Here is a 23,293-nt window from a genome sequence, read left to right as displayed (position 1 = left end):
GTGCCGCGCCGCGTCCGGGACACCAGAGCCCCTTACGCCGCCGCAAGCTTGCCCTTGGGTTGCACTTCCGCCGCGTAGTCCCGTATCAACTGCTCCGAGATCGCGCCGGGCGCAAACCTCCGCTCCGCGATCTCGGAGACCGCCGTCACCTCGGCGGCGGTGCCGGTGATGAAGCACTCGGCAAAGCCGTCGAGCTCCTCCGGCATGATCCGCCGCTCGATCACCTCGATACCGCGGCGCCCCGCGAGGTCGATCACGGTGGCGCGCGTGATGCCGGCGAGGAAGCAGTCGGCGATGGGGGTGTGAAGCTTGCCGTCGCGGACGAAGAAGATATTGGCGCCGGTGCATTCGGCAACGCGGCCCTCCCAATCCAGCATCATCGCATCCGCATAGCCTTTGCGCTCGGCCTTGTGCTTTGAGATGGTGCAGATCATGTAGAGGCCACTGGCCTTGGCGAGCGCCGGAATCGTGCGCGGATCTGGCCTTCGATACTCGGCGAGATCGACGCGGATCCCCTTCAGCCTCGCGGCGCGATCGAAATAGCTCGGCCATTGCCAGGCGGCGATTGCGAGGTGAATGGTGTTGTTCGGGGCGGAGACGCCCATCATCTCCGAGCCGCGCCAGGCGATCGGGCGCAGATAGGCATCCGGCAGATTGTTCGTGTCGATGACAAGCTGTTTGGCTGCATCGATCTCCGCGACCGAGAACGGGATCTCGAAATCGAGGATGTTGGCTGACGCCTTCAGCCGCTCGGAATGCGCCGTGCTCCTGAACACCCTGCCGCCATAGGCGCGCTCGCCCTCGAACACGCAGCTCGCATAATGCAGGCCATGGGTCAGCAGATGGACGTTGGCATCCTTCCACGGCACCAACCTGCCGTCATACCAGATGACGCCGTCGATCTCATCGAATGAAACTCCCATGATTTTCTCCCGCTGGCGTTGAGTTCATCGCACACGCGCCCGTGCACGCGTCCCGGCGGAACGCGTGCTGACGGTGCTCGATCAGGGAGACGATGAGAAAGCGATGGCCCGAGGCCGCCGCAGGTCAAAACACCTTTCTGATCCAGTCGTGCGGGTCGTTGGTCCGGCCGTACTGGATGTCGACAAGCTGCTTGCGCAGCCCCATGGCGACCGGGCCTGCTGCGCCGCCGCTGATGAGGAAGTCGCCGCTCGCCGAGCACACCTTGCCGATCGGCGAGATGACAGCGGCAGTGCCGCAGGCGAAAGCTTCCTTAAGCTTGCCGCTGGCCGCATCCTTGCGCCACTGGTCGATCGAGTAGGGCTCCTCGCGCACCACCGAGCCAGCATCCTTGGCCAGCGCGATGATGGAATCGCGGGTGATGCCCGGCAAGATGGTGCCGAGCGGCGGGGTGACCAGCGAGCCGTCGTCGAACACGAAGAAGATGTTCATGCCGCCGAGCTCCTCGACATAGCGTCGCTCGACCGCATCGAGGAACACGACCTGGTCGCAGCCGTGCTCGATGGCCTCGGCCTGCGCGCGCAGGCTCGCAGCGTAATTGCCGCCGCACTTGACGGCGCCGGTGCCGCCGACCGCCGCGCGCGTGTAGTTCTCCGACACCCAGATCGAGACAGGTGCAGGGCCGCCCTTGAAATATGAGCCGACCGGCGACGCGATGACGGCAAAGATGTATTCCGCCGACGGCTTCACGCCGAGGAAGACCTCGTTGGCGATCATGAAGGGCCGCAGGTAAAGACTGCCCTCGCCGCCCGGCATCCAGGCGCGGTCGATCCGCACGAGCTGTTCGACCGCCTCGATGAAGACGTCCTCGGACAGTGGCGCCATCGCCATGCGCTCGGCGGAACTCTTGAAGCGCCGCGCATTGGCGTCGGGGCGGAACAGGTTCACGCCGCCGTCGTCGCGCTTGTAGGCCTTCAGGCCCTCGAAGATCTCCTGGGCGTAATGCAGCACGGCGCCGGCCGGATCGAGCTGGAAATTGGCGCGGGCTTCAACATGCGCGTCATGCCAACCGCCCTTGGCCTGGCTGTAGCGGACCACGGCCATGTGATCGGTGAAGACCCGGCCGAAGCCAGGGTTTTCAAGCTTTGCCGTGCGCTCCGTCTCGGAGGTCGGATTGGTGGCAGGCTGGATTTCGAATTTCAGACTCATTTTTCCCTTGCCTCCCGCTGTCGCAATCGGCGCGCGGAAACGCGCCGGCCTGCCTCTTTCGGGCTTGATAACTTAACCAGGTCTGGCCCCCGACCGTGACCAGCCTTGTTACGGCCGGTTTCCCGTGGCCAGCATGTCGCGACAGGACATGCTTTTGCGGAGGGCGGAAGTCCAGTATGTTTTGCCGATATGCCGCTCGACAATCGCACGGTAGATCTGGTCCGGCCGGCGCTGCCTGTCCGGCACTTCCCCGGCCGCTTTGGACAACATCATTCCCGAACGAAGCGATCTAAAATTTCGTCCGGGTTGATCGTTTTGTAACATTGAACCCAAGATACGTCAATATGCCTGACATAAATTTCGCAAACCCCTCCCCCGACGCCGCCGAGACCAAGCCGGCAGCCAGCGACGTGGGCAATTTGCGCTGGGATATCATCGAGCTCCTGTTCTTCGCCTATCGCGATTTCGTAGGCGATCCCGACCAGGAACTGGAGGCGTTCGGCTTCGGCCGGGCCCATCACCGCGTCATGCATTTCGTCTACCGCTATCCCGGCCTCAAGGTCGCCGACCTCCTGGACGTCCTGCGCATCACCAAGCAGTCGCTCGGGCGCGTGCTCAAGCAGTTGCTCGATGAGGGCTATATCGTGCAGAAGACCGGCGATAACGACCGCCGCCAGCGCCTGCTCTATGCGACACCGAAGGGCGAGGCGCTGGTGCAGAAGCTCGCCGGGCTCCAGACCACGCGAATCAACCGGGCGCTCGCCGAGATCGGCCCGCAGGACGCCGAGACCGTGAAACGCTTCCTGCGCGCCATGATCGACCGCCAGGATCCCGACAAGGTGCTGGAGACGATCTTCGCCAACGTCAACCAAGCCACAAAGGAGTGACCGTGCCACTCGCTGCCACGCTCGCCCGTCCGCCGGTGGAGCCCGCCGACGACGCCCCACACATCCTCCTCGTCGACGACGACCGCCGCATCCGCGATCTCCTGTCGCGCTTTCTCGCCGCCGAAGGCTATCGCGTTTCGACCGCCGCCAGCGCGAGCGATGCCCGCGCCAAGCTCATGGGCCTGCATTTCGATCTGTTGATCCTCGACGTCATGATGCCCGGCGAGACCGGCTTCGACCTCGCCCGCTTCATCCGGACATCCTCCTCGGTGCCGATCGTGATGCTGACGGCGCGCCACGAGGCGGAAGCCCGCATCGAGGGTCTGCAGATCGGCGCCGACGACTATGTGGCAAAGCCGTTCGAGCCGCGCGAGCTTGCGCTGCGTATCAACAACATTCTCAAGCGTACCGCCCCGCCTCAAGTCACCACGATCGAGAAGATCGCGTTCGGTCCTTACGTCTTCCATCTCGATCGCGGCGAGTTGCGCCAGGGCGAGGAGGTCATCCACCTGACCGACCGCGAGCGCGAGATGCTGCGCATCCTCGCAGACAGCCAGGGCGAGACCGTGCCGCGCGCCGCGCTGACCGGCAACGGCAGCGTCAACGAGCGCGCAGTCGACGTGCAGATCAACCGCCTGCGGCGCAAGATCGAGAACGACCCCGCCAATCCCCTGTTCCTCCAGGCGGTACGCGGCATCGGCTACCGGCTGGTGGCCTCGCCATAGACCGGATGAAGCGGGCGCGATGAGTACGATCGACACCGGCCTGACGCTGCTGAGGAGCGCCGCCGACCGCGTCTCCGCCGTCAATGGCTGGATGGGCAATGCGTTCAAAGGCTGGATGCCGACCGGCCTCTATGCCCGCGCGCTGTTGATCATGATCGTGCCGATGGTGGTGCTGCAATCGGTCGTCGCCTTCGTGTTCATGGAGCGGCACTGGAACACGGTGACGCGGCGTCTTTCGGCTGCGGTGGTGCAGGACATCGCCGCGCTGATCGACGTCTACAAGGGTTATCCGCAAGACAAGGACCGCGACCAGATCAGGCGCATCGCGCAGCAGCGCCTTGGCCTGGTGGTCGACTTCCTGCCCGCCGGCGACATGCCGCAGCCAGGGCCGAAGCCGTTCTTCTCGCTGCTCGACCAGACGCTCTCGGTGCAGCTCGGCCGCCAGATCGGACGCCCGTTCTGGATCGACACGGTCGGCCGCTCCAACGTGGTCGAGATCCGCATCCAGCTCGACGACGCCATCATGCGCGTGTTTGCGCAGCGCAGCGCGGCCTATGCCTCGAACTCGGAGATCTTCCTGTTCTGGATGGTCGGCACCTCCTCGATCCTGCTGATTGTCGCAGTGCTGTTCCTGCGCAACCAGATCAAGCCGATCCTGAAGCTCGCGGACGCCGCCGAAAGTTTTGGCAAAGGCCGCGATGCGCCCAACTTCCGCCCGCGCGGTGCACGCGAGGTCCGGCGCGCCGCAATGGCGTTCCTGGAGATGAAGTCGCGCGTCGAGCGCTCGATCGAGCAGCGCACCGCGATGCTGGCCGGCGTCAGCCACGATCTGCGCACCATCCTGACCCGCTTCAAGCTCGAGCTGGCGCTGATCGGCGACAATCCCGAGCTCGAGGGCATGCGCAAGGACGTCGACGAGATGTCGATGATGCTCGAGGACTACCTCGCCTTCGCGCGCGGCGATTCCGGCGAGCAGTCGCAGCCGACCGACATGGCGCAGGCGCTCGAGGAGCTACGCAGCGACGCCGAACGTCACGGCCACACCGCGACTGTCGCGTTCAACGGCCTGCCCGTAGTGACGGTGAAGCCGGCCTCGTTCAAACGCTGTCTCGCCAACCTCGTCACCAACGCGGCACGCTACGGCAAGACGATCGCCATCACCGGCCAGCGCGATCACCGCTACCTCACGGTCACCATCGACGACGACGGGCCCGGCATCCCCACGCATCTGCGCGAGGAAGTGTTCAAGCCATTCCTGCGGCTGGACGACGCCCGCAACCAGGACGAAGGCGGCACCGGCCTCGGCCTTGCGATCGCCCGCGATATCGCGCGCTCGCATGGCGGCGACATCACGCTCGGCGACAGCCCGATGGGCGGCCTGCGGGCATCGGTGCGGATTCCGGTGTAGCATTTCCTACCTCGCCCCGCTTGCGGGGAGAGAGAGTGCACCACCCGTGCGGCTACCACCCTACTTCGGCAGCAGATCCTTCAGCTTCGCCGCGTCCTTGACGTTCATCTTGAAGCCGCCGGGCATCACGATGTCGCCGGGCTTCTGGTCCGCCTTGCACGGACCGAGCCACTTGGCCTCGATCGTCGTGGTCGCGTCGTGCCCCGCAGCTCCGGCAACGCCGCCCTGGATGTGCGCGGTGCTCTTCACCGTATAGGCTGTGTTGAAGTCGCCGGTGATCTCGGCATGCGAGGTCGTGGTGGTGCCGGCAACGTTGCAGACGGAATCGCTGACGTAACCGGTCGCGGTCTTCTGGATGTCCTGCTTGGTGCAGATCTGCTTCGCCATCGGGGAGACGTTGTTGTTCATCTCCTTGTCGACGTTCTCGTCGGTGCAGTGCTGCATGGTCATCTCCGGCATCGGCCCGCCGGAGCGAAGCATCTTCATCTCCCAGAGGCCGGCCTTGCGCACCGGCAGATCCACCGCATGCGCAGCCGTCGTCGCCGACATCGCGAGCACAAGCAGGCTAGCGCAGAAAACAACAGGCCGTCGCGTCATGCGCCCAACTCCCGGTCACAGCTTGCGGTCTGAAGGGGATCAGTACAGCGTGCGCAGCGGCTGCTCGGCCGCGCCATACGGCACCCAGCGGCAGGAGAACGAGATGTAGCCGCCGTCATAGGGCTGCACGGCGAGGAATTTCACCACCTTGCCGTAACGGGCGCAGTGGTCGACTGCGATCTGCCGCGCATCGACCTGCGTCGCCATTGAATAGGCGATGATGCCGCCGGTGTCGTTGCCCTTGACGGGCGGCACCGGAAGGATGTCGGCGCGCGCCGGCGCACCCGCCAGCAGTCCCGAGACAACCAGGCTGGCAAGAAGGCTCGCGGCCGCAATGATTCGCATTCCCGTCACTCCCTTTGGCTGGCGCCAGTCTACGGCGCCGCGGACGTGCTGAAAAGAACGGAAGGCCTGCCAAGCGCGACGTTGCGTGCAACTCGTCAGCGAGTGTTGCCCGGCTGCACTTGACCTCTCCCCACCTTCGCGGCACGGTCCGTTGCTTGCAACCATGCCTCCTGGATTGCCCATGCGCGACCTCGTCACCTCCCTGAAATCGCTCCGCTTTGCCGCGGTATTCGGCCTCGTCCTGGGGGCGCTGTCGCTGACCGAGGCCAAGGCCGCCAATCCGCTGGAGCTGAACTTCTGGCTCGATGGCCCCCGCTATGACGGCCGCGTCGCGGATTGCGACAAGGCACTGCCGACGATCGCCACCCAGTTCTGGGAGAAAGAAAGCTCGTTCTGGAATTCGTCGTTGAAGATCACGGGCTTCGCGGGGGTCCACGAGACCGCCTTCCGGCCCTGGCAGTCCGACAACATTCCGCGCCGCTACTGCACGGGCGAGGCCATGCTCAGCGACGGCAAGGTGCGCAGGGTGCATTTCTCGATCCTCGAGGACGGCGGCTTTGCCGGCTTCGGCCAGGGCGTCGAATGGTGCGTGGTCGGTCTCGACCGCAACTGGGCGTACAATCCCGCCTGCCGGGCGGCAAAACCCTGATTCGGGCGAATCGTCGCGCCAAGGCGGGCGTCGTCCATTTTGTTCTTGAAATGTTCTCGTCGCCTGCTAGGCTCTCTTGCACAGTCTAGTTGAAGGGCGTCGTCATGTTTCATTCCAGATTGCATTCCCTGTCCCGTTTTCTGATCTCCCTCGCGCTCACCGCCGGCCTTGTCGCGCTGGCCGGCAGTGCAATGGCGCAGGACAGGCGGCAGAATGCGCCCGGCGAATTCGATTTCTATGTGCTGTCGCTGTCCTGGTCGCCGTCGTTCTGCGAGGAGGCAGCCGAGCGCGGCGGCCGCTCCCAGATCCAGTGCGGCGGACGGCCCTACGCCTTCGTGGTGCACGGGCTGTGGCCGCAATATGAGAACGGCTTTCCGGAATACTGCCAGCGGCCGGCGCCGCGGCTGAACCGCAACATCGTCTCTTCCATGCTCGACCTGATGCCGGCGCCGGGGCTGATCTTCAACGAATGGGACAAGCACGGCACCTGCTCGGGCCTGTCGGACCGCAATTATTTCGAGACCATCCGGAAAGCGCGCGCCGTCATCAAGATTCCGGCCGAATATCTCGATCTGTCGCAGGCCAAGACCGTGGCGCCCGCCGATGTCGAGGAGGCCTTCATCAAGGCCAATCCGGGGCTGAGCAGCTCGGCCGTTTCAGTGACGTGCAACCGGACGCGGCTGTCGGAGGTGCGCATCTGCCTGAACAAGGACCTGCAATTCCGCTCCTGCGAGGAGCTCGACCGCCGCGCCTGCCGCCGCGACCAGGTGACGATGCCGCCGATCCGCGGCGGTTAGCCTCAGCCGCACACTCTCTCCGTCATTCCGGGATGGAGCGTCAGCACCAGACCCGGAATCTCGGGATTCTCAGGTGCGCAATTGCGCACCATAGTTCGATGCTCCGGGCCGCGCTTGCGGTCCCGTCGCATCGTCCCGGAATGACAACCGTTACTTTCATCGCGCGATGTCGTAACTGTCCGACATGAACTACCGCCACGCCTTTCACGCCGGCAACTTCGCCGATGTCATCAAGCACATCGTGCTGGCGCGCATCCTGACCTATCTCCAGGACAAGCCAGCCGCATTCCGCGTCATCGACACTCATGCCGGCGCCGGCCTCTACGATCTCGAAGGCGACGAGGCGCGGCGCGGCGGCGAGTGGCTGACCGGCATCGCCCGCGTCATGCAGGCACGTCTGTCCAACGAGGTCGCCGCACTCACAAAGCCCTATCTCGACATCGTCCGCGCCTTCAATCCGCGCGGCGAATTGAAGGCCTATCCCGGATCGCCGCTGATCGCGCGTGGCCTGTTGCGGCCGCAGGACCGCCTCGTCGCCTGCGAGCTCGAGCCGAAGGCGCGCAAGGCGCTGATCGATGTGCTGCGTCGCGACACGCAGGCGCGCGTGGTCGATCTTGACGGCTGGGTTGCGCTGCCGGCTTTCGTGCCGCCGAAGGAGCGGCGCGGTCTGGTGCTGATCGACCCGCCCTTCGAGGCCAAGGACGAGTTCGAGCGTCTCGGTGAGGCCTTCTCCGAAGCGTACGCCAAGTGGCCGACCGGCATCTATGTGATCTGGTATCCCGTCAAATCCAGGCGCGCCACCGACGCGCTCGCGCAAGCTGTGGCGCGGGCTGCAGCCGCAGCCAAGCCTCAGGGGAAATGCCTACGGCTCGAATTCAGCGTCGCACCGCAAAGTACCGACGCACCACTCGTCACGACGGGGCTTTTGATCGTCAACCCACCCTTTACGCTGCAGGGCGAGCTCAAGACCATCCTGCCGGAGCTCGAAAAGCCGCTCGGCCAGGGCGGCGCGGCCCGTTTCCGCCTGGAGGTACCGAAGCCCTAAAGTAGTACACCTATTGGGAAAACTATGCATGAACGGTAGTCAATCTGCAAAGAACCGTATTATGCTGTGTCCCGTGACTGGCTTTGCGTTCCGCTTCCGCGAATGGTTGCGGCGGAGTGAAGGCCTCAGAAGGATCCAGGCGGACTGACACGTCCGTCCAAGGGTGGCCAGCTCCCGGGCTCGTATGTCCGGTCATGCCGAGGTGCGAGTCTGCATCACGGCGGAGGAGCAATGCGGGGGAGGAGTCCCGATGGCCATGACGGGCACGGTTAAATTTTTCAACGGCGAGCGCGGTTACGGCTTCATCAAGCCGGACGATGGCGGTCGCGACGTCTTCGTTCACATCACGGCGGTGGAGCGGGCGGGACTGAAGGACCTCACCGAAGGACAGCGTATCACTTTCGAAGTCGAGCCGGACAAGAAGGGCAAGGGACCCAAGGCGGTCAACCTGGTGATCCTCTCTTAGGCGAAGCCTGACGCAAAAAAGTCCCGGCCGCGAGGCCGGGAGGTTTAGGTCCGGTATTTTCTTCTTTAGCTATCAGAAGTGATAGTTCACGCCTGCACGCACCACGCTGGCGCTATAGCCGTTCGACACGCCGGTGATCGCGAACTGGCTCGAAGACAGATCGAGGAAGAGATATTCGATCTTGGCGCTCCAGTTCTGCGCGATGCCGAACTCGGCGCCGACACCTGCAGTCCAGCCCACCGTGGTGTGCGACTCCGTCCAGCCAAAAGTCTCCGCACGCAACTCGCCGAATGCAAGACCGGCGGTGCCGTAGAACAGGATGTTGTTGAAGGCGTAGCCGGCGCGACCGCGCAACGTTCCGAACCAGGGATTGGAAAACTTCCACGGCGCGAACGTATCGTCGGCGCCGGCCGCCTGGATATCGCCTTCCACGCCGAACACCCACGGGCCGTTCTGGAAGTTGTAGCCGGCCTGGATGCCGCCGACGAAGCCGGCCGGATTGGCGGGATTGTTGCTCACCGAGCCCCATTCATAGCCGAGATTGGCGCCGAGATAGGGACCGGCCCAGCTATAGGCATTGAGCGGCTGGTTGACGGTATAGGCTGCTTGCCGTCCGTAATTGAGATCGGCGGCCTCTGCCGAAGCGCTCCAGCCGGCGGCAACCAGAGCCGCAGCGCCCATAACGAGCCCCTTCATCACACACTCCAACGCAACTGCCGCAAGGCCATCGCGGTCTGCATGCGCAGTCGCGCAAGGCAAAGCCGCATGGTTACGGAACCAAGAACTTTTCGCGTAGGATTTATCGAGAGTTTTAAGTTAAAGGGTTGTTAAGCGCGGTTACCGCCCGCTTAACAGTCTTAAGGAAGCGTTACCGGGAACACCGCGCGCGGTCCGCTCAGCCAGCCCGGTGAAACTTCAAATCGGCACGCCCAGCGCCTAAATTCGCACTATGGATCACGATTCCTCCGACACCCCGGACACTGCACGCGCGCGAAAGGTGCGGCGCGGCGCAGCGCCGGACGCCCCGCCGCAGGAGCTGACGCCGCCCGACGTCGATCCCGTGACGAATGGCAGCGATGACGAGGATGAGGCGCGGCTCCCGGATATCCTGGAAGAGACTGGCGCGGTCGGCGAAGGTCCGCTTGCGACCGGACATGACGCGATCGAGCGCGCGGTACGGCTCGCCCCCACTTCGGCGGGCGTCTACCGCATGCTCAATGCGAACAACGACGTGCTCTATGTCGGCAAGGCCAAGAACGTCAAAAAGCGCCTCTCCAACTACGCGCGCGTGGGCGCGCAGCAGCCGGCGCGCATCCTGCGCATGATCGCGGCGACGGTCTCGGTCGAGATCGTCTCGACCACGACCGAGACCGAGGCGCTGCTGCTCGAGGCCAACCTCATCAAGCAGCTCCGGCCGCGCTTTAACGTGCAGCTGCGCGACGACAAGTCGTTTCCCTACATCCTGATCACCGGCGACCATTGGGCGCCGCAGATCCTCAAGCATCGCGGCGCGCAGACCCGGCCCGGGCGCTATTTCGGCCCGTTCGCTTCCGCCGGCGCCGTCAACCGCACCATCACTGCCTTGCAGCGCGCCTTCTTGATCCGCTCCTGCACCGATTCGTTTTTCGAGAGCCGCACGCGGCCCTGCCTGTTGCACCAGATCCGCCGCTGTGCCGGCCCCTGCACCCGCGAGATCGACTTCCCGGGCTATGCGACGCTGGTGCGGGAAGCGACCGACTTCCTCTCCGGCAAGAGCCACGCCGTGAAGCAGGAGCTTGCGGGCGAGATGGAGAAGGCCTCGGGCGAGCTCGAATTCGAGCGCGCCGCGCTCTATCGCGACCGTCTCGCCGCACTGTCGGCGATCCAGTCGCAACAGGGCATCAATCCGCGCACCGTGGAAGAAGCCGACGTGTTTGCGATCCACCAGGAGGGCGGTTTCTCCTGCGTCGAGGTGTTCTTCTTCCGCACCGGGCAGAACTGGGGCAACCGCGCCTATTTTCCGCGGGCAGAGAAGACGTTCACGCCGGAAGAGGTGCTGGGCTCGTTCCTCGCCCAGTTCTACGACGACAAGCCACCGCCGAAGATCATCCTGCTCTCGCATGAGATCGAGGAAAGCGAGCTGCTTGCCAACGCGCTGTCAATCAAGGCCGGCCACAAGGTCGAGGTTTCCACGCCGAAGCGCGGCGAGAAGAAGGAGCTCGTCACCCATGCCCTGACCAACGCGCGGGAAGCGCTGGGACGGAAGCTCGCGGACACCGCGACGCAGGGCCGCCTGCTGGAAGCGATGGCCGCGACCCTTACCCTGCCCCATCCGCCGAAGCGCATCGAGGTCTACGACAACAGCCATATCCAGGGCACCAATGCGGTCGGCGCCATGATCGTCGCGGGGCCCGACGGCTTCGTGAAGAACCAGTACCGCAAATTCAACATCAAGTCGGAAGGGCTCACGCCCGGGGACGACTATGCGATGATGCGGGAAGTCTTGCAGCGCCGCTTCAAGCGGCTGCTCAGTCCGCCCGAGGAGACTGCGAAGGCCAGGGACGACGACTTCCCACAATGGCCCGACCTCGTGATCATCGACGGCGGCCGCGGCCAGCTCAACGCTATCAGGGAGATTTTCGAGAGCCTCGGGCTGACCCAGGTGTCGCTGATGTCGGTCGCCAAGGGGCCGGACCGCGACGCCGGGCGCGAGACCCTGTTCATGCCGGACCGCGAGGCGATCAAGCTCGAACCGCGCGATCCCGTGCTTTATTTCATTCAGAGGTTGCGGGACGAGGCCCACCGGTTCGTCATCGGCTCGCACCGCAAGCTGCGCAAGAAGGACATCCGCGAGGCCGGTTTGCAGGAGATCCCGGGCATCGGCCCGTCACGCAAACGTGCCTTGCTGCATCATTTCGGAACCTTGAAGGAGATCGAGCGGGCGTCGATCGCCGATCTCGGCAAGGTTCCGGGGGTGAGCGCGGAAAGCGCCCGCAAGATTTTCGAATATTTCCATCCCCAGCCGGGATGAACTAAAGGGGGCCGTGGTCATATGGGCGTCGCATCCCGCACCCCATTTGGGGAGTGGGACGGTTGACCTTCAGGCTGCAGCGGTATTGGTAGAACGGATGAACATCGCCACGACACGAGGGACGAACAGCCGCGCGATGTCCCTCCCGAACATCCTGACCTATGGCCGGATCGCCGCGATCCCGGTCGTGGTCGGATGCATCTACGCCCAGTCGATCCTGGACGGGCCGCTGTGGCTGCGCTGGGTGGCGGTTGCCATCTTCATCGCGGCGGGGGTGACGGATTACCTCGACGGCTATTATGCGCGGATCTGGAACCAGCAGTCAGCCTTCGGCCGGATGCTCGACCCGATCGCCGACAAGCTCCTGGTCGCCTCGTGCCTTCTGATGCTGGCGGCCGACGGCATCATCCACGGCTGGTCGCTGTGGGCTGCCATCGTGATCCTGTGCCGCGAGATCCTGGTGTCGGGCCTGCGCGAATATCTGGCGGCGCTGCGCGTCAGCGTGCCCGTGACCAAGCTTGCGAAGTGGAAGACGACGGTCCAGCTCGTTGCGATCGGCTTCCTGCTCGCGGGCGAGGCCGGCGACCAGGTGGTGCCGGTGGTGACCCAGATCGGCCTGCTCTTGCTGTGGGCGTCGGCGCTGCTCACCATGTACACCGGCTATGACTATTTCCGCGCCGGCATCCATCACCTCATCAAGGAGGATGAGGGATGAAGGTGAAATATTTCGCCTGGGTGCGCGAGCGCATCGGCAAGGCGGAGGAGACGATCGAGCCGCCGGCGAGCGTGCGGACGATCGAGGAGCTGATCGCCTGGCTGTCCGGCCGGAGCGAGGCCTACGCCTATGCGTTCGAGAAGCCGAAGGTGATCCGTGCCGCGATCGACCACGCCCACGTCAAGCCGAATGCGGCGATCGCCGGCGCCCGCGAGATCGCGTTCTTCCCGCCGATGACCGGCGGCTAGCGTCGCGCGCATGACCGGCCCTGTCACCATCCGCATCCAGCAAGACGATTTCGACGTCGCGCGCGAGATCGCTGCGCTGACGAACGGTCGCACCGACATCGGCGCGGTCGTAAGCTTCTCCGGGATCTGCCGCGGCGACGAGGACAGCGCGAAGATTTCGGCGCTGAAGCTCGAACACTATCCGGGCATGGCCGAAGAGGAGATCAAACGCCACGTCGACGAGGCCATCTCGCGCTGGCCGCTCGACGGCGTCACTGTGATCCATCGCGTCGGCCGGATCACGCCCGGCGAAAACATCGTGCTGGTGGTGACTGCCTCGCAGCATCGCCAGGCGGCGTTCCAGGCCGCCGAATTCCTGATGGACTACCTGAAAACCAGCGCGCCGTTCTGGAAGAAGGAAGAGAGCGCAGCCGGCACCGGCTGGGTCGAGGCTAATACCCGCGACGACCAGGCCGCCGCACGCTGGACCAGATCCTGATGGCAAAAGCGTCCAAGAAGACCACGCGCGGCCGCGCCGCACCAAAGCTTGCGAAGGTCGCAGCCGGCGAGCTCGTGACGCTGCTCGATTTCGTCCGCTATGCGGTGAGCCGGTTCGTCGAAACCAGGCTTGCCTTCGCGCATGGCACCACCGATCCGGTGGCGGAAGCTGCCTTCCTTGTCTGCGAGGCGCTGCATCTCAATCCCGAGCAGTTCGAACCCTTTGCCAATGCCCGCGTCACCGCGGCGGAAGGCAAGACCCTCCTTGCGCTGATCAACGCGCGCGTCACCACACGCAAGCCGGCCGCCTATCTCGTCAACAAGATCTACATGCGCGGCCTGCCCTTCTACGTCGACGAGCGCGTGATTGTGCCGCGTTCCTTCATCGGCGAGCTCCTGGATTCGCATTTCGGCGGTGACGGCGAGGCCGGCTCGCTGATCGACGATCCGATTGCCGTCGAGCGCGTGCTCGATCTCTGCACGGGCTCCGGCTGCCTTGCGATCCTCGCCGCACTGCATTTCCCGAATGCCGAGGTGGATGCTGTCGACATCTCCAAAGGCGCGATCGAGGTTGCCGCGCGTAATGTCGCCGACTACGGTCTCGAAGACCGCGTCACGCTCCATCGCGGCGACCTGTTCGCGGTGCTCGGCAACGCGCGCTACGACCTGATCATCTCCAACCCGCCTTATGTCGATGCCGAAGGGATGGCGTCACTGCCGCCGGAATGCCGCGCAGAACCGAAGCTCGCCTTCGATGGCGGCGCCGACGGGCTCGATGTCGTGCGCCGCATCCTGCAAGACGCACCTCGCTACCTCACGCCCGAGGGCGGACTGCTGTGCGAGATCGGCCGCGGCCGCGAGCGGATCGATGAGGCGTTCCCCGAACTGCCGCTGCTCTGGCTCGACACCGAGGATTCCGAGGGCGAGGTGTTCTGGATCGCGGCCGCGGATCTCGGCTGAATTCGCATCCTCCGGAACAAGTCAAACGCCTCCACGTTCATCACGATAATGCCGTAAGCCTCGGCCACTGGAGGATTGTTCGCATGCTTGCGCCATCGGGCGAATTGCTGCGCGTCGGAATGGCGCTCAAGCTCCACCACCTCAGGCGCGCCGCCCGGTCGTATGTGCGCGACCGCACCAGCCAGGCCACCGGCAAGGCGACGTCGTATGCGGTCGCCGCCGGGCTGTTCGCCGTCGCGGGCCTGTTCGTCATCGCCGCCTTTTTCGTCGGACTGATGGCGCTGTTCCGCTGGGTCGAGCTCACCTATGGAATGTTCTGGGCCTTCGGCGCCGCCGGCGCCGTGCTTCTGGTGCTGGCGGCGATCTGTGCCGCCGTCGCAATGGCCCAGGTGAAACGCCGGCCCAAAGCGGTCGTGCCGCTCGCCAGCCGGCTGCGGGTTGCGATCGCCACGCCCCGGATTCCGCGTGGAACGGTCAAGGAGGCCGTGAAGGAGGTCGCGACCACGATCCCGCTGGTGCCGCTCGCGCCGGGCGAAAAGGGGCATCGCAACGGCGGTTCGCCGGCCCGGGGCAACCGCTCGGTGCAGCTTGGCCTGATGCTCGCAGCCATCGGGCTGTTGGGTTTAACCGCGGCGCGCCGGAGGCGCCACAACCGTCGATTGGACGCATGATGACACCGCGGCGCGAGCAGCTCGACGATTGGCTGCTCGTCGCCGCCACGACGGTGTTGGTGCTGACGGCGGAACGCTACTTTCAGGGCTACATCTCGCCGCGATCAGCCAACGTCGAGGACCGCCGCAACGCGGAAGGCAACTCGCCCGAAACCAGTCCCTCTCGTGCCGCCTTGCAGGGCGGCCATGGCCGCCGGTCCGGAAGCCCTTTCAGGATTCCCTTCGCCGGCTGGAAGGACATTCTCTGGCGCACCTACCAGCGCATCGACGAGGATCGACTGCTCGCAACCGCGGGCGGCGTGGTCTTCTTCGGACTGCTTGCGATTTTTCCCGCCGTCACTGCGCTCGTCTCGTCTTACGGCCTGTTCGCCAACCCCTCGACGATCAGCGCCAACCTCCAGACGCTCGCGATGATGCTGCCCGAGGGTACGTTCCAGATCATCGAGGACCAGATCGGGCGGGTGGTGTCGAAGGGCAACACGGCGCTTGGCGCCACCTTCCTGTTCGGTCTCGTGCTGGCGATCTGGAGCGCCAATGCCGGCGTCAAATCCATCATCGACGCGCTCAACGTCGCCTATGAGGAGCGCGAGAAGCGCAGCTTCATCCGGCTCAATCTGGTGTCGCTGGCTTTCACCGTCGGCGGCATCGCCGCGCTCCTGCTGATGGTCGGCACAGTCGTCGCCTTCCCGCTCGCGCTGAACCATCTCGGGCTCGCCCCGGAGAGCAAGCTGATCGTCGCGCTGGCGCGATGGCCGCTGCTGTTCGGCATCCTGCTGGTCGCGCTCGCCATCCTCTACCGCTTCGCGCCCAGCCGCGACGCCGCGCGCTGGGAATGGCTCAGCATCGGCGCGGTGACTGCCTCCGTCCTGTGGATCGCCGGCTCGGCGCTGCTCTCCTGGTATCTCTCGGAATTCGGCAATTACAGCGCCACCTACGGCTCGCTGGGAGCAGCGATCGGTTTGATGATGTGGATGTGGATGTCCGCCATCGTCGTCATGTTCGGGGCCGAGCTGAACTCGGAGATCGAGCGGCAGACCTTGCGGGACACCACCACGGGCAAGCCCAGGCCGCTCGGCAGCAGGGAAGCCGTCTCGGCCGATACGGTCGGCGCAGCCGCGCCATCCTAAAGCATGATCCGGAAAAGTGCGAAGCGGTTTTCCGGAAAGATCATGCGCAAACAACAACCTAAAGCGCGATGACGATTCATCCTGATCTCATCGCGCTTTAGTCCGATCGCGTGATCAGGCCGGATATGCTCCGGCCTGATCCAATCTTTTCCGCGCTTAGCGCTTCGTGATCACCGCCTCCAGATACTCGCTGTGCACGACCACCGTGCCGTCATCGGCATGGTTGAACTCGCCGACGAGGCTCAAGAGATCGCGGCGCAGTTCCGCTTGGCCATTATCGTCGAGGGCGGCAAAGGCTTTCAGCATCGGACCGTAGAACGACTTGAAAACGTCGAGCCAGTGCTCGGGCGAGCGGTAACGGAACACGAACATTCGGGGCTCGGCGACAATCTCCGATGCCTGGCCGCCGAACATCTCCTCGAGCCGGGCCTTTGTGCCCCACAGAGCCGGCGATTTCACCCCGGCCGGCGGCGGCAGGTGCTTGCCGAGTGTCTTGAAGAGCTGCCCGATAAAGCCCTGCGGCGTCCAGTTGGCGAGCCCGACCTTGCCGCCGGCCCTGCACACTCGCGCAAGCTCGGAGGCCGCCTTGTCCTGATTGGGCGTGAACATCACGCCAAAGGTCGAAATCACCACGTCGAAGGAGGCGTCCGGGAACGGCAGCGCCTCGGCGTCCGCCTCACGGAACGAGATGGTGAGGTGCTCGGCCGCTGCGCGCTCGCGGCCGCGTTCGAGCAACGCCGGCACGTAGTCGGTCGAGGTCACATCGCACCAGCGCCGCGCCGCAGCGAGCGTGGCATTGCCGTTGCCGGCGGCGACGTCGAGCACCTTGCTGCCGGCACGCAGGTCGAGCGCCTCGCAAATCTGCTCGCCGACGATCTGCAAGGTCGTGCCGACCACGGCATAGTCGCCGGACGACCAGGCGCCGTGCTGGCGCTGCTTGAGCGCGGCGAGGTCCGGCTGGGCGTCGGCGGGCTTGCTGAGTGCTGCGGAAGTCGACATGAAAATTTCCTCCGGTTGAAGATGCCGGGACGATAGAGCGCAGGCCCGTGACTGGCTTTGAGAGCGCCGTTATTTTACGTTGAGAGCGCCTTGATTTCTGAGCGGGAGCCGGGCGTGGCGTTCCAGTTCGAGGATTTTTCGCTGGATCCCGAGCGCCGCGAATTGCGGCGCGCAGATCACCTCGTCGCGCTCGAGCCGCAGGTATTCGATCTGTTGATCCATTTGATCCGCAACCGCGACCGCGTGGTGACGCGCGACAATCTGCTCGATGCGGTGTGGAACGGGCGCGTCGTCTCGGACTCCACGCTCGCAAGCCGCATCAACGCAGCACGGCGCGCGATCAACGACACCGGCGAGGAACAACGGCTGATCCGCACCGTGGCGCGCAAGGGCGTGCGCTTCGTCGGCGACGTCGTCGAAACGAGCAAAGCTGACCCGTCGGCAACGCCGGACGCGCGGAAGCAACCGTCCGCCCAGCCGCTGCCCGACCGGCCGGCAATCGCCGTGCTGCCCTTCACCAACATGAGCGGCGATGCGGAGCAGGAGTATTTTTCCGACGGCATCAGCGAAGACATCATCACGGCGCTGTCGAAGCTGCGTTGGTTCTTCGTGATCGCGCGCAACTCCTCATTCATCTACAAGGGGCGGACGGTTCATCTGCGGGAGGTCGCAGACGAACTCGGCGTCCGCTACGTCGTCGAAGGAAGCGTGCGCAAGGGCGGCGACCGCGTACGCATCACCGCGCAGCTCAACGACGTCGCGACCGGCAGCCATCTCTGGGCGGAACGTTACGATCGCGAGCTCGCCGACGTGTTCGCGGTACAGGACGAGATCACCGAAGCCATCGTCGCCGCGATCGAGCCGCAGCTCTATGCGGCAGAAAATTTTCGCGCCCAGCGCAAGCCGCCCGACAGCATGGATGCGTGGGACCTGGTGATGCGGGCGCTCGCCCATTACTGGCGCGTGACGCGACAGGACCATGTGGTCGCGCAGGCCTTGCTGGAGAAGGCCATCGCGCTCGACCCGAATTACGGCAAGGCGCTGGGCCTGCTTGGAACCAGCTACATGTTCACCGCTCATATGGGCTGGATGGACATGGCCGCCGCAATGCCGATCGCCGAGCGCGCCGCGCTCGCCGCGATCCGGGCCGACGACGAGGATCCCTGGGCCCATAATGCGCTCGGCCACGTCCATCTGTTCGCGCGCCATTTCGAGGATTCGCTCGCCGAATTCGAGACTGCGCTGCGGCTCAATCCGAGCTACGCGCTGGCGCAGGGCTATTATGGGCTGGCGCTCAGCTATTGCGGCCGCTGGCAGGATGCTGACGAGGCGGCGCGCCGTGCCATCCGTCTCAGCCCGCGCGACCCCTATGCGCCGGTCTATTTCGGCATCAAGGCCTATGCCCGCTTCCTCGGCGGCGATTATGAGGAGGCGATCCGGCTCGCGCACGAGGCCTTGCGACAGCGCAGCGATTTCGTCGGCGCGCACAGGGTGCTGACCTCGGCGGCCGGCATGGCCGGCCGTGCGGACCTTGCCCGCTCCGCTTTGCAGGAGCTGCGCCGGGCCCAGCCGAACGTCTCGCTCGCCTGGATCGCCGAGTTCATGCCGATCAAGCTCGCGACCGACCGCGACCGCTACCTGGAAGGCTTTCGCCGCGCCGGTCTCACCTAGCGCGCGACGACGCCCTATCCCCGCGAATCAACAATGATGTTAAGGTCACCCTCGCTCGGGGGCGTTTAACAAGAGCGTGCCAGAGACGTGCCCGTGTTTTCCCGGGTGGGGCAGTCAGCACTAGAGGGCGTAGCGCGCGGCATGATTCGCATCTCGACGATCTTCATCGCCATCTGCATGGTGCTGGTCGCAGCCTCGCTCGGCCTCGTCCTTCATTCGGTGGCCGGCATCAGCGGAACCGAATCCGCGATCGTGGCATTGACGGCGCTGACCTTCCTGATCCTGTACAACGCGGTCTCGATGCGCCTGCGCGACCGCAGCGACGTCGGCAACCAGATCGCCGATCTGTCGCGCGGCACCGCCGATCTCGCCCGCCAGGTCGCCGAATTCGGCCGCCGGCTCGCAGCGGTCGAGGGACGCGTCGCGTCGGCCAATTCCACCAACGCGGACCGCATCCAGTCGGTGGTCGGCGAGATCAACGAGCTCGGCGGCCTGGTCAAGGAGCTCGCCGCCACCCTGGCGACGCATGAGGACCTGCTGGCGACGGACGCGCCAGCGCCCGCTGCGCAGCCGGAAGCCGAGACGGCGCATGAACTTTTGGCAGCACCGGAGCCCCGGCCGGCCGCGCCGCCGCCGGTTCCGCCGGCACCCCCGAGCGCTCCCGTCGCCACCGCCGGTGCCCGCAACCAGGCGCAACTGCTCGCGACGCTGCGCAGCGCGATCGACGAGAACCGCATCGACATCTTTCTCCAGCCGATGGTGACGCTGCCGCAGCGCAAGGTCCGCTTCTACGAGGCGGTGACCCGGGTGCGCGACGGGCGCGACCAGCTCATCGCCGCCGAGGAGTTCATCAGCATCGCAGAGGCCTCGGGGCTCATCGGGCGCATCGACAACATTGTGATGCTGCGTTGTGTGCAAGTGCTGCGCCGGTTGATGGTGCGCAACAAGGACGTCGGCGTGTTCTGCAACGTTGCGGCCTCCACGCTCGGCAATTCCACCACCTTTGCGCAATGCCTCGACTTCCTCGAGGCCAACCGGGCGCTCGCGCCCTCGCTGGTGCTCGAATTCAAGCAGTCGACGTTCCGCAATCTCGGCCCCGCCGAGACCGAGAATCTGGCGGCGCTCGCCCAGCGCGGCTTCCGCTTCTCGATCGACCACGTCACGGACCTGCGCATCGAACCGCGCGAGCTCGCCGACCGCGGCGTGCGCTTCATCAAGGTGCCGGCTGCGCTGCTGCTCGATCCCAAACAGGCCTCGACCTCTGACATCCATCCGTCCGACCTGTCCGACCTGCTCGGCCGCTTCGGCATCGACCTCATCGCCGAGCGGATCGAGGGCGAGCGCGCGGTGGTCGACTTGCTCGACTACGATGTGCGGTTCGGCCAGGGGTTCCTGTTCGCCCCACCCCGGCCATTGCGGCCGGAAGGTGCATCTGCTACCGCCGGAGCCGCGCCGGACCAGGCGCAGCAACAGGTATCCAATGGCTCCGTCCCGTCCAGCTCAGGCGAAACGGCTTCCGCGCCGCCGCCACAGCGCATCACCGGCAATGCAGCGCTCGCGCGCCGCATCTGACCGGCCGTCCGTGCCATGACCACGCTGCATTTCGTCGAGAGCCTGCGTGAGCTGGTCGCGGGCGTGGACGTCGTGCTCAGCGACATCTGGGGCGTGGTCCATAACGGCCTCGAGTCCTTCCCCGAAGCCTGCGAGGCGCTGCACAATTTCCGGCAGCAGGGCGGTACGGTCGTCCTGATCACCAACGCGCCGCGACCGGCGGATTCGGTCCAGCGGCAATTGCGCAAGCTTGGCGTTGCCGACGAGACCTATGACGCCATCGTCTCCTCGGGCGATCTGACGCGGCTCTATGTCGCCGATCATCCCGGCCGCAAGATGTTCTGGCTCGGCCCCGAGCGCGACGGCTCGATCCATCGCGGGCTCGACGCGGTGCTCGCGCCGCTGGAGGAGGCCGACTACATCGTCTGCACCGGCCTCTATGACGACGAGACCGAGTCGGCGGAAGATTATCGCGGCATGATGCTAAAGGCGCGCGAGCGCAAGCTCACGCTGGTCTGCGCCAACCCCGATATCGTGGTCGAGCGCGGCGACCGGCTGATCTATTGCGCCGGCGCCATCGCCGAGCTCTACCGCGAGCTCGGCGGCGAGGTGATCTTCTACGGCAAGCCGCACCGGCCGATCTACGAGCGCGCGATGGCCCTCGCCGGCGAGCGTCAGGGCCACCAGATCGATCGCAGGAAGGTGCTGGCGATCGGCGATTCCGTGCGCACCGACTTAACCGGCGCGCGCGAGTTCGGCATCGACTGCCTGTTCGTCACCCGCGGTATCCATTCCGAGGAGTTCGAGGGCCTCGACCAACTCGATCCGGCCTCGGTGCTGGAGCTGTTCGGCCACCCGCCGAAGGCGCTGATGCGCGAATTGAAGTGGTAAATGCATGACCGTCATTCCGGGGCAGTGCGCCAGCACCGAACCCGGAATCTCGAGATTCCGGGTTCGCCCTTCGGGCCCCCGGAATGACGACAAAAAATAAATGCCCGGGACGAGCCCGGGCATCCAAATCTCTCCGTGATGGGAGATGGAGCGCTTACGCGCTCGCCATGTCCGGGAAGACCGCCTCGATCTTGGTCTTCAGCGTCGCCGCGTTGAACGGCTTGACGATATAGTTGTTCACGCCGGCCTTCTTGGCCGCGATCACGTTCTCGGTCTTGGATTCCGCCGTGATCATGATGAAGGGCGTGGTCGCGAGGTTGGGATCGGCCCGCACTTCGCGCAGGAGGTCGTAGCCCGTCATCGGCTCCATGTTCCAGTCGGAAATCACGAGCCCGTACTTCTTGCCGCGCATCTTGTTCAGCGCCGCCGAGCCGTCGCTGGCGTCGTCGATATTATCGAAGCCAAGCTGCTTCAGCAGATTCCGAATGATACGGATCATGGTGCTGTAGTCATCAACCACCAGAACCGACATCGACAAATCAACCGCCATCTCGACTCCCCCAAACGCAACAGGAAATATTAACGATCGAACTGCCGGGCCCGACGCCCCGCAGTTCCATGTCAAAGGACTAGCACCAAGGCGTTAAACAGCGCGTTAATTGGCTCTGGCCGGAAAGCCCGGAAATGCCGGACAATGCGGCCACATCCCCCGCTTGACTTCGCCTGGCGCGTCACGTCACGGTTTCGGGCCGACCCGCCCCCCAGAGAATTCCCCTGATGGCTCCGCATTTTATCGTTATCCGCGATTCCACGCCGGCTCACGCGATCCCGAGGGGTGCCGTGGTCGCCATGGGCAATTTCGACGGTGTTCATCTCGGCCATCGGGCGGTGATTGCGGCTGCACTGGAGATGGGCCGGACGCATAACCGGCCTGCTTTTGCGCTCACTTTCGAGCCGCATCCGCGGCGGTTTTTCAGCCCCAATACCCCGCAATTCCGCCTCACGGATGAGCGGGCCAAGCTGCGGCTTCTGGCCGGCACCGGGCTTGCCGGAGCCGTGGTCATGACCTTCGACAAGACCCGCGCCGGGACATCAGCACAAGATTTCATTCACCATGACCTGATCGGCCGGCTCGGGGTCAGCGGGATCGCGGTCGGCTACGACTTTCATTTCGGCAAGGGTCGGGTCGGCTCGCCGAGCCTGCTCGTCAATGAGGCGCCCCGGCTGGGTATCGAGGTCGACGTCCAGCCGCATGTCGATATCGACGAGCGGCCGGTCTCCTCCAGCGCGATCCGCACCGCGCTCGCCGAAGGCCAGCTCATTGAGGCCACGACCATGCTGGGCGCGCCCTGGTTCGTGACCGGCGACGTCATCCACGGCGAGAAGCGCGGCCGCGACCTCGGCTATCCCACCGCCAATATCCGCCTCGACGCCAATTGCGCCCTCAAGCACGGCATCTACGCGGTCCGGGTCGGCCGCGGGGCGGAGCGGCTGGAGGGGGTTGCAAGCTTCGGCCGGCGCCCGACATTCGATAATGGCGCGCCGCTGCTCGAAATCTTCCTGTTCGACTTCAAGGGCGACCTCTACGGGCAAGAACTCGATTGCGCGTTCATCGGCTTCATTCGCGAGGAACTGAAGTTCGACGGCATCGAGCCGCTGATCCGCCAGATGGACGAGGATTCCGCCCGCGCGAGGGTCCTGCTGGCAGCCGCCCCTAACGCCTTCCCGAAGCTGGGAAGCGTCGACTGAGGCCCCAAAACGCCCCCCCCCGGCCCTTTGCGATTTGGCCGCCCGGCTGCTAAGGAGAGCCCATGTTTGCGCGGCGCATCATAAGGATTAGCGGCCCGGCTTCCGTCTGAGCTTTGGCTCGGCGCAAGACCGGGATTTCCGCGTTTCGCCCCGCGATCGTGATCGCATTCCTTCC

General features: G+C 65.0%; 25 protein-coding genes. 18 read left to right on the top strand and 7 right to left on the bottom strand.

Annotated features, from left to right (window positions below):
* Window positions 1–32: 32 nt before the first annotated feature.
* Together YUU_RS0114755 and YUU_RS0114750 are read right to left on the bottom strand one after the other, a co-directional pair.
* The gene (locus YUU_RS0114755; protein ID WP_027523078.1) at window positions 33–923 is read right to left on the bottom strand and encodes a branched-chain amino acid aminotransferase; all 891 of its coding nucleotides are present in this window, start codon (window positions 921–923) and stop codon (window positions 33–35) included.
* Between the two features lie 124 nt (window positions 924–1,047).
* On the bottom strand, window positions 1,048–2,130 hold the full coding sequence (locus YUU_RS0114750) for a branched-chain amino acid aminotransferase (RefSeq protein ID WP_027523077.1): 1,083 nt from the start codon (window positions 2,128–2,130) through the stop codon (window positions 1,048–1,050).
* A 344-nt stretch (window positions 2,131–2,474) separates the two neighbouring features.
* Between YUU_RS0114750 and YUU_RS0114740 the strand changes: the two genes are divergently transcribed.
* Genes YUU_RS0114740 through YUU_RS0114730 form a run of 3 tightly spaced genes read left to right on the top strand, consistent with a single transcriptional unit; the run spans window position 2,475 to window position 5,150 of the window.
* A complete protein-coding gene (locus YUU_RS0114740; RefSeq protein ID WP_027523076.1) occupies window positions 2,475–3,017 on the top strand; it encodes a MarR family winged helix-turn-helix transcriptional regulator in 543 nt (180 codons plus the stop codon).
* Window positions 3,014–3,742, top strand: a complete 729-nt coding sequence (locus YUU_RS0114735; RefSeq protein ID WP_027523075.1) for a response regulator — start codon at window positions 3,014–3,016, stop codon at window positions 3,740–3,742. The genes YUU_RS0114740 and YUU_RS0114735 overlap by 4 nt, the downstream gene beginning before the upstream one ends.
* A gap of 19 nt (window positions 3,743–3,761) precedes the next feature.
* A complete protein-coding gene (locus YUU_RS0114730; protein ID WP_027523074.1) occupies window positions 3,762–5,150 on the top strand; it encodes an ATP-binding protein in 1,389 nt (462 codons plus the stop codon).
* A 60-nt stretch (window positions 5,151–5,210) separates the two neighbouring features.
* Here the strand turns inward: YUU_RS0114730 and YUU_RS0114725 are convergent, their stop codons facing one another.
* Both YUU_RS0114725 and YUU_RS0114720 read right to left on the bottom strand, forming a co-directional pair.
* Complete coding sequence (locus YUU_RS0114725; protein WP_027523073.1) at window positions 5,211–5,747, bottom strand: DUF3617 family protein; 537 nt, start codon at window positions 5,745–5,747, stop codon at window positions 5,211–5,213.
* A 39-nt stretch (window positions 5,748–5,786) separates the two neighbouring features.
* Window positions 5,787–6,092 (bottom strand): hypothetical protein, encoded by a 306-nt coding sequence (locus tag YUU_RS0114720; RefSeq protein ID WP_027523072.1) that lies wholly within the window; start codon window positions 6,090–6,092, stop codon window positions 5,787–5,789.
* Between the two features lie 181 nt (window positions 6,093–6,273).
* Between YUU_RS0114720 and YUU_RS0114715 the strand changes: the two genes are divergently transcribed.
* From YUU_RS0114715 to YUU_RS0114700, 4 genes are all read left to right on the top strand, one after another.
* Window positions 6,274–6,741: a hypothetical protein gene (locus YUU_RS0114715; RefSeq protein ID WP_027523071.1), complete on the top strand. Its 468-nt coding sequence runs from the start codon at window positions 6,274–6,276 to the stop codon at window positions 6,739–6,741.
* Between the two features lie 104 nt (window positions 6,742–6,845).
* Entirely contained in the window at window positions 6,846–7,538 is a 693-nt protein-coding gene (locus YUU_RS0114710) for a ribonuclease T2 (protein WP_027523070.1), read from the top strand.
* Window positions 7,539–7,722: 184 nt separating this feature from the next.
* A complete protein-coding gene (locus tag YUU_RS0114705) occupies window positions 7,723–8,583 on the top strand; it encodes a 23S rRNA (adenine(2030)-N(6))-methyltransferase RlmJ (RefSeq protein WP_027523069.1) in 861 nt (286 codons plus the stop codon).
* A gap of 250 nt (window positions 8,584–8,833) precedes the next feature.
* A complete protein-coding gene (locus YUU_RS0114700; protein ID WP_027523068.1) occupies window positions 8,834–9,049 on the top strand; it encodes a cold-shock protein in 216 nt (71 codons plus the stop codon).
* Between the two features lie 72 nt (window positions 9,050–9,121).
* On the opposite strand, the gene YUU_RS0114695 is transcribed toward YUU_RS0114700, so the two are convergent.
* Entirely contained in the window at window positions 9,122–9,745 is a 624-nt protein-coding gene (locus YUU_RS0114695) for an outer membrane protein (protein WP_027523067.1), read from the bottom strand.
* Window positions 9,746–9,998: 253 nt separating this feature from the next.
* Here YUU_RS0114695 and uvrC point away from each other — a divergent pair, with 253 nt between their 5' ends.
* From uvrC to YUU_RS0114660, 7 genes are all read left to right on the top strand, one after another.
* On the top strand, window positions 9,999–12,059 hold the full coding sequence (uvrC, locus tag YUU_RS0114690) for an excinuclease ABC subunit UvrC (protein ID WP_027523066.1): 2,061 nt from the start codon (window positions 9,999–10,001) through the stop codon (window positions 12,057–12,059).
* A gap of 97 nt (window positions 12,060–12,156) precedes the next feature.
* Window positions 12,157–12,774, top strand: a complete 618-nt coding sequence (gene pgsA / locus YUU_RS0114685) for a CDP-diacylglycerol--glycerol-3-phosphate 3-phosphatidyltransferase (protein WP_027523065.1) — start codon at window positions 12,157–12,159, stop codon at window positions 12,772–12,774.
* Window positions 12,771–13,022, top strand: a complete 252-nt coding sequence (gene moaD / locus YUU_RS0114680; RefSeq protein WP_027523064.1) for a molybdopterin converting factor subunit 1 — start codon at window positions 12,771–12,773, stop codon at window positions 13,020–13,022. Before pgsA ends, moaD begins: the two co-directional genes overlap by 4 nt.
* A 10-nt stretch (window positions 13,023–13,032) precedes the next feature.
* Window positions 13,033–13,500 (top strand): molybdenum cofactor biosynthesis protein MoaE, encoded by a 468-nt coding sequence (locus YUU_RS0114675; RefSeq protein ID WP_027523063.1) that lies wholly within the window; start codon window positions 13,033–13,035, stop codon window positions 13,498–13,500.
* On the top strand, window positions 13,500–14,459 hold the full coding sequence (prmB, locus tag YUU_RS0114670; RefSeq protein WP_027523062.1) for a 50S ribosomal protein L3 N(5)-glutamine methyltransferase: 960 nt from the start codon (window positions 13,500–13,502) through the stop codon (window positions 14,457–14,459). The genes YUU_RS0114675 and prmB overlap by 1 nt, the downstream gene beginning before the upstream one ends.
* 83 nt (window positions 14,460–14,542) lie before the next feature.
* Window positions 14,543–15,130, top strand: coding sequence for a phage holin family protein (locus YUU_RS0114665; RefSeq protein ID WP_027523061.1), 588 nt, complete (start codon window positions 14,543–14,545; stop codon window positions 15,128–15,130).
* Window positions 15,127–16,257 carry a YihY/virulence factor BrkB family protein gene (locus tag YUU_RS0114660; protein ID WP_027523060.1) on the top strand — a complete coding sequence of 377 codons (1,131 nt, stop codon included), beginning with the start codon at window positions 15,127–15,129 and terminating at the stop codon, window positions 16,255–16,257. Before YUU_RS0114665 ends, YUU_RS0114660 begins: the two co-directional genes overlap by 4 nt.
* Before the next feature lie 156 nt (window positions 16,258–16,413).
* On the opposite strand, the gene YUU_RS0114655 is transcribed toward YUU_RS0114660, so the two are convergent.
* On the bottom strand, window positions 16,414–17,256 hold the full coding sequence (locus YUU_RS0114655) for a class I SAM-dependent methyltransferase (RefSeq protein WP_027523059.1): 843 nt from the start codon (window positions 17,254–17,256) through the stop codon (window positions 16,414–16,416).
* A 114-nt stretch (window positions 17,257–17,370) separates the two neighbouring features.
* Between YUU_RS0114655 and YUU_RS0114650 the strand changes: the two genes are divergently transcribed.
* The 3 genes from YUU_RS0114650 (at window position 17,371) to YUU_RS0114640 (ending at window position 21,369) form a co-directional block, all read left to right on the top strand.
* Window positions 17,371–18,927, top strand: a complete 1,557-nt coding sequence (locus YUU_RS0114650) for a winged helix-turn-helix domain-containing protein (RefSeq protein WP_027523058.1) — start codon at window positions 17,371–17,373, stop codon at window positions 18,925–18,927.
* A 141-nt stretch (window positions 18,928–19,068) separates the two neighbouring features.
* Window positions 19,069–20,499: an EAL domain-containing protein gene (locus tag YUU_RS0114645; RefSeq protein WP_027523057.1), complete on the top strand. Its 1,431-nt coding sequence runs from the start codon at window positions 19,069–19,071 to the stop codon at window positions 20,497–20,499.
* A 15-nt stretch (window positions 20,500–20,514) separates the two neighbouring features.
* Entirely contained in the window at window positions 20,515–21,369 is an 855-nt protein-coding gene (locus YUU_RS0114640) for a TIGR01459 family HAD-type hydrolase (RefSeq protein ID WP_027523056.1), read from the top strand.
* Between the two features lie 154 nt (window positions 21,370–21,523).
* Here YUU_RS0114640 and YUU_RS0114635 read toward each other — a convergent pair whose 3' ends face one another.
* Window positions 21,524–21,919 (bottom strand): response regulator, encoded by a 396-nt coding sequence (locus YUU_RS0114635; RefSeq protein ID WP_027523055.1) that lies wholly within the window; start codon window positions 21,917–21,919, stop codon window positions 21,524–21,526.
* 227 nt (window positions 21,920–22,146) lie between these two features.
* On the opposite strand from YUU_RS0114635, the gene YUU_RS0114630 reads away from it, so the two are divergent.
* Window positions 22,147–23,118: a bifunctional riboflavin kinase/FAD synthetase gene (locus YUU_RS0114630; RefSeq protein ID WP_027523054.1), complete on the top strand. Its 972-nt coding sequence runs from the start codon at window positions 22,147–22,149 to the stop codon at window positions 23,116–23,118.
* The last annotated feature ends 175 nt before the right edge of the window (window positions 23,119–23,293 follow it).

This window comes from Bradyrhizobium sp. Ec3.3 (assembly GCF_000472925.1).
Taxonomy (GTDB): Bacteria; Pseudomonadota; Alphaproteobacteria; order Rhizobiales; family Xanthobacteraceae; genus Bradyrhizobium.
The sequence above is the reverse complement of the archived record's forward strand: the minus strand, read 5'-3'. Positions and strand labels throughout refer to the sequence as shown.

Excerpts from the sequence above, each read along its gene's own strand:
- YUU_RS0114755 (WP_027523078.1), bottom strand. The coding sequence starts at position 923 with ATGGGAGTTTCATTCGATGAGATCGACGGCGTCATCTGGTATGACGGC.
- YUU_RS0114750 (WP_027523077.1), bottom strand. The coding sequence starts at position 2,130 with ATGAGTCTGAAATTCGAAATCCAGCCTGCCACCAATCCGACCTCCGAG.
- YUU_RS0114740 (WP_027523076.1), top strand. The coding sequence starts at position 2,475 with ATGCCTGACATAAATTTCGCAAACCCCTCCCCCGACGCCGCCGAGACC.
- YUU_RS0114730 (WP_027523074.1), top strand. The coding sequence starts at position 3,762 with ATGAGTACGATCGACACCGGCCTGACGCTGCTGAGGAGCGCCGCCGAC.
- YUU_RS0114725 (WP_027523073.1), bottom strand. The coding sequence starts at position 5,747 with ATGACGCGACGGCCTGTTGTTTTCTGCGCTAGCCTGCTTGTGCTCGCG.
- YUU_RS0114720 (WP_027523072.1), bottom strand. The coding sequence starts at position 6,092 with ATGCGAATCATTGCGGCCGCGAGCCTTCTTGCCAGCCTGGTTGTCTCG.
- YUU_RS0114715 (WP_027523071.1), top strand. The coding sequence starts at position 6,274 with ATGCGCGACCTCGTCACCTCCCTGAAATCGCTCCGCTTTGCCGCGGTA.
- YUU_RS0114710 (WP_027523070.1), top strand. The coding sequence starts at position 6,846 with ATGTTTCATTCCAGATTGCATTCCCTGTCCCGTTTTCTGATCTCCCTC.
- YUU_RS0114705 (WP_027523069.1), top strand. The coding sequence starts at position 7,723 with ATGAACTACCGCCACGCCTTTCACGCCGGCAACTTCGCCGATGTCATC.
- YUU_RS0114700 (WP_027523068.1), top strand. The coding sequence starts at position 8,834 with ATGGCCATGACGGGCACGGTTAAATTTTTCAACGGCGAGCGCGGTTAC.
- YUU_RS0114695 (WP_027523067.1), bottom strand. The coding sequence starts at position 9,745 with ATGAAGGGGCTCGTTATGGGCGCTGCGGCTCTGGTTGCCGCCGGCTGG.
- uvrC (WP_027523066.1), top strand. The coding sequence starts at position 9,999 with ATGGATCACGATTCCTCCGACACCCCGGACACTGCACGCGCGCGAAAG.
- pgsA (WP_027523065.1), top strand. The coding sequence starts at position 12,157 with ATGAACATCGCCACGACACGAGGGACGAACAGCCGCGCGATGTCCCTC.
- moaD (WP_027523064.1), top strand. The coding sequence starts at position 12,771 with ATGAAGGTGAAATATTTCGCCTGGGTGCGCGAGCGCATCGGCAAGGCG.
- YUU_RS0114675 (WP_027523063.1), top strand. The coding sequence starts at position 13,033 with ATGACCGGCCCTGTCACCATCCGCATCCAGCAAGACGATTTCGACGTC.
- prmB (WP_027523062.1), top strand. The coding sequence starts at position 13,500 with ATGGCAAAAGCGTCCAAGAAGACCACGCGCGGCCGCGCCGCACCAAAG.
- YUU_RS0114665 (WP_027523061.1), top strand. The coding sequence starts at position 14,543 with ATGCTTGCGCCATCGGGCGAATTGCTGCGCGTCGGAATGGCGCTCAAG.
- YUU_RS0114660 (WP_027523060.1), top strand. The coding sequence starts at position 15,127 with ATGATGACACCGCGGCGCGAGCAGCTCGACGATTGGCTGCTCGTCGCC.
- YUU_RS0114655 (WP_027523059.1), bottom strand. The coding sequence starts at position 17,256 with ATGTCGACTTCCGCAGCACTCAGCAAGCCCGCCGACGCCCAGCCGGAC.
- YUU_RS0114645 (WP_027523057.1), top strand. The coding sequence starts at position 19,069 with ATGATTCGCATCTCGACGATCTTCATCGCCATCTGCATGGTGCTGGTC.
- YUU_RS0114640 (WP_027523056.1), top strand. The coding sequence starts at position 20,515 with ATGACCACGCTGCATTTCGTCGAGAGCCTGCGTGAGCTGGTCGCGGGC.
- YUU_RS0114635 (WP_027523055.1), bottom strand. The coding sequence starts at position 21,919 with ATGGCGGTTGATTTGTCGATGTCGGTTCTGGTGGTTGATGACTACAGC.
- YUU_RS0114630 (WP_027523054.1), top strand. The coding sequence starts at position 22,147 with ATGGCTCCGCATTTTATCGTTATCCGCGATTCCACGCCGGCTCACGCG.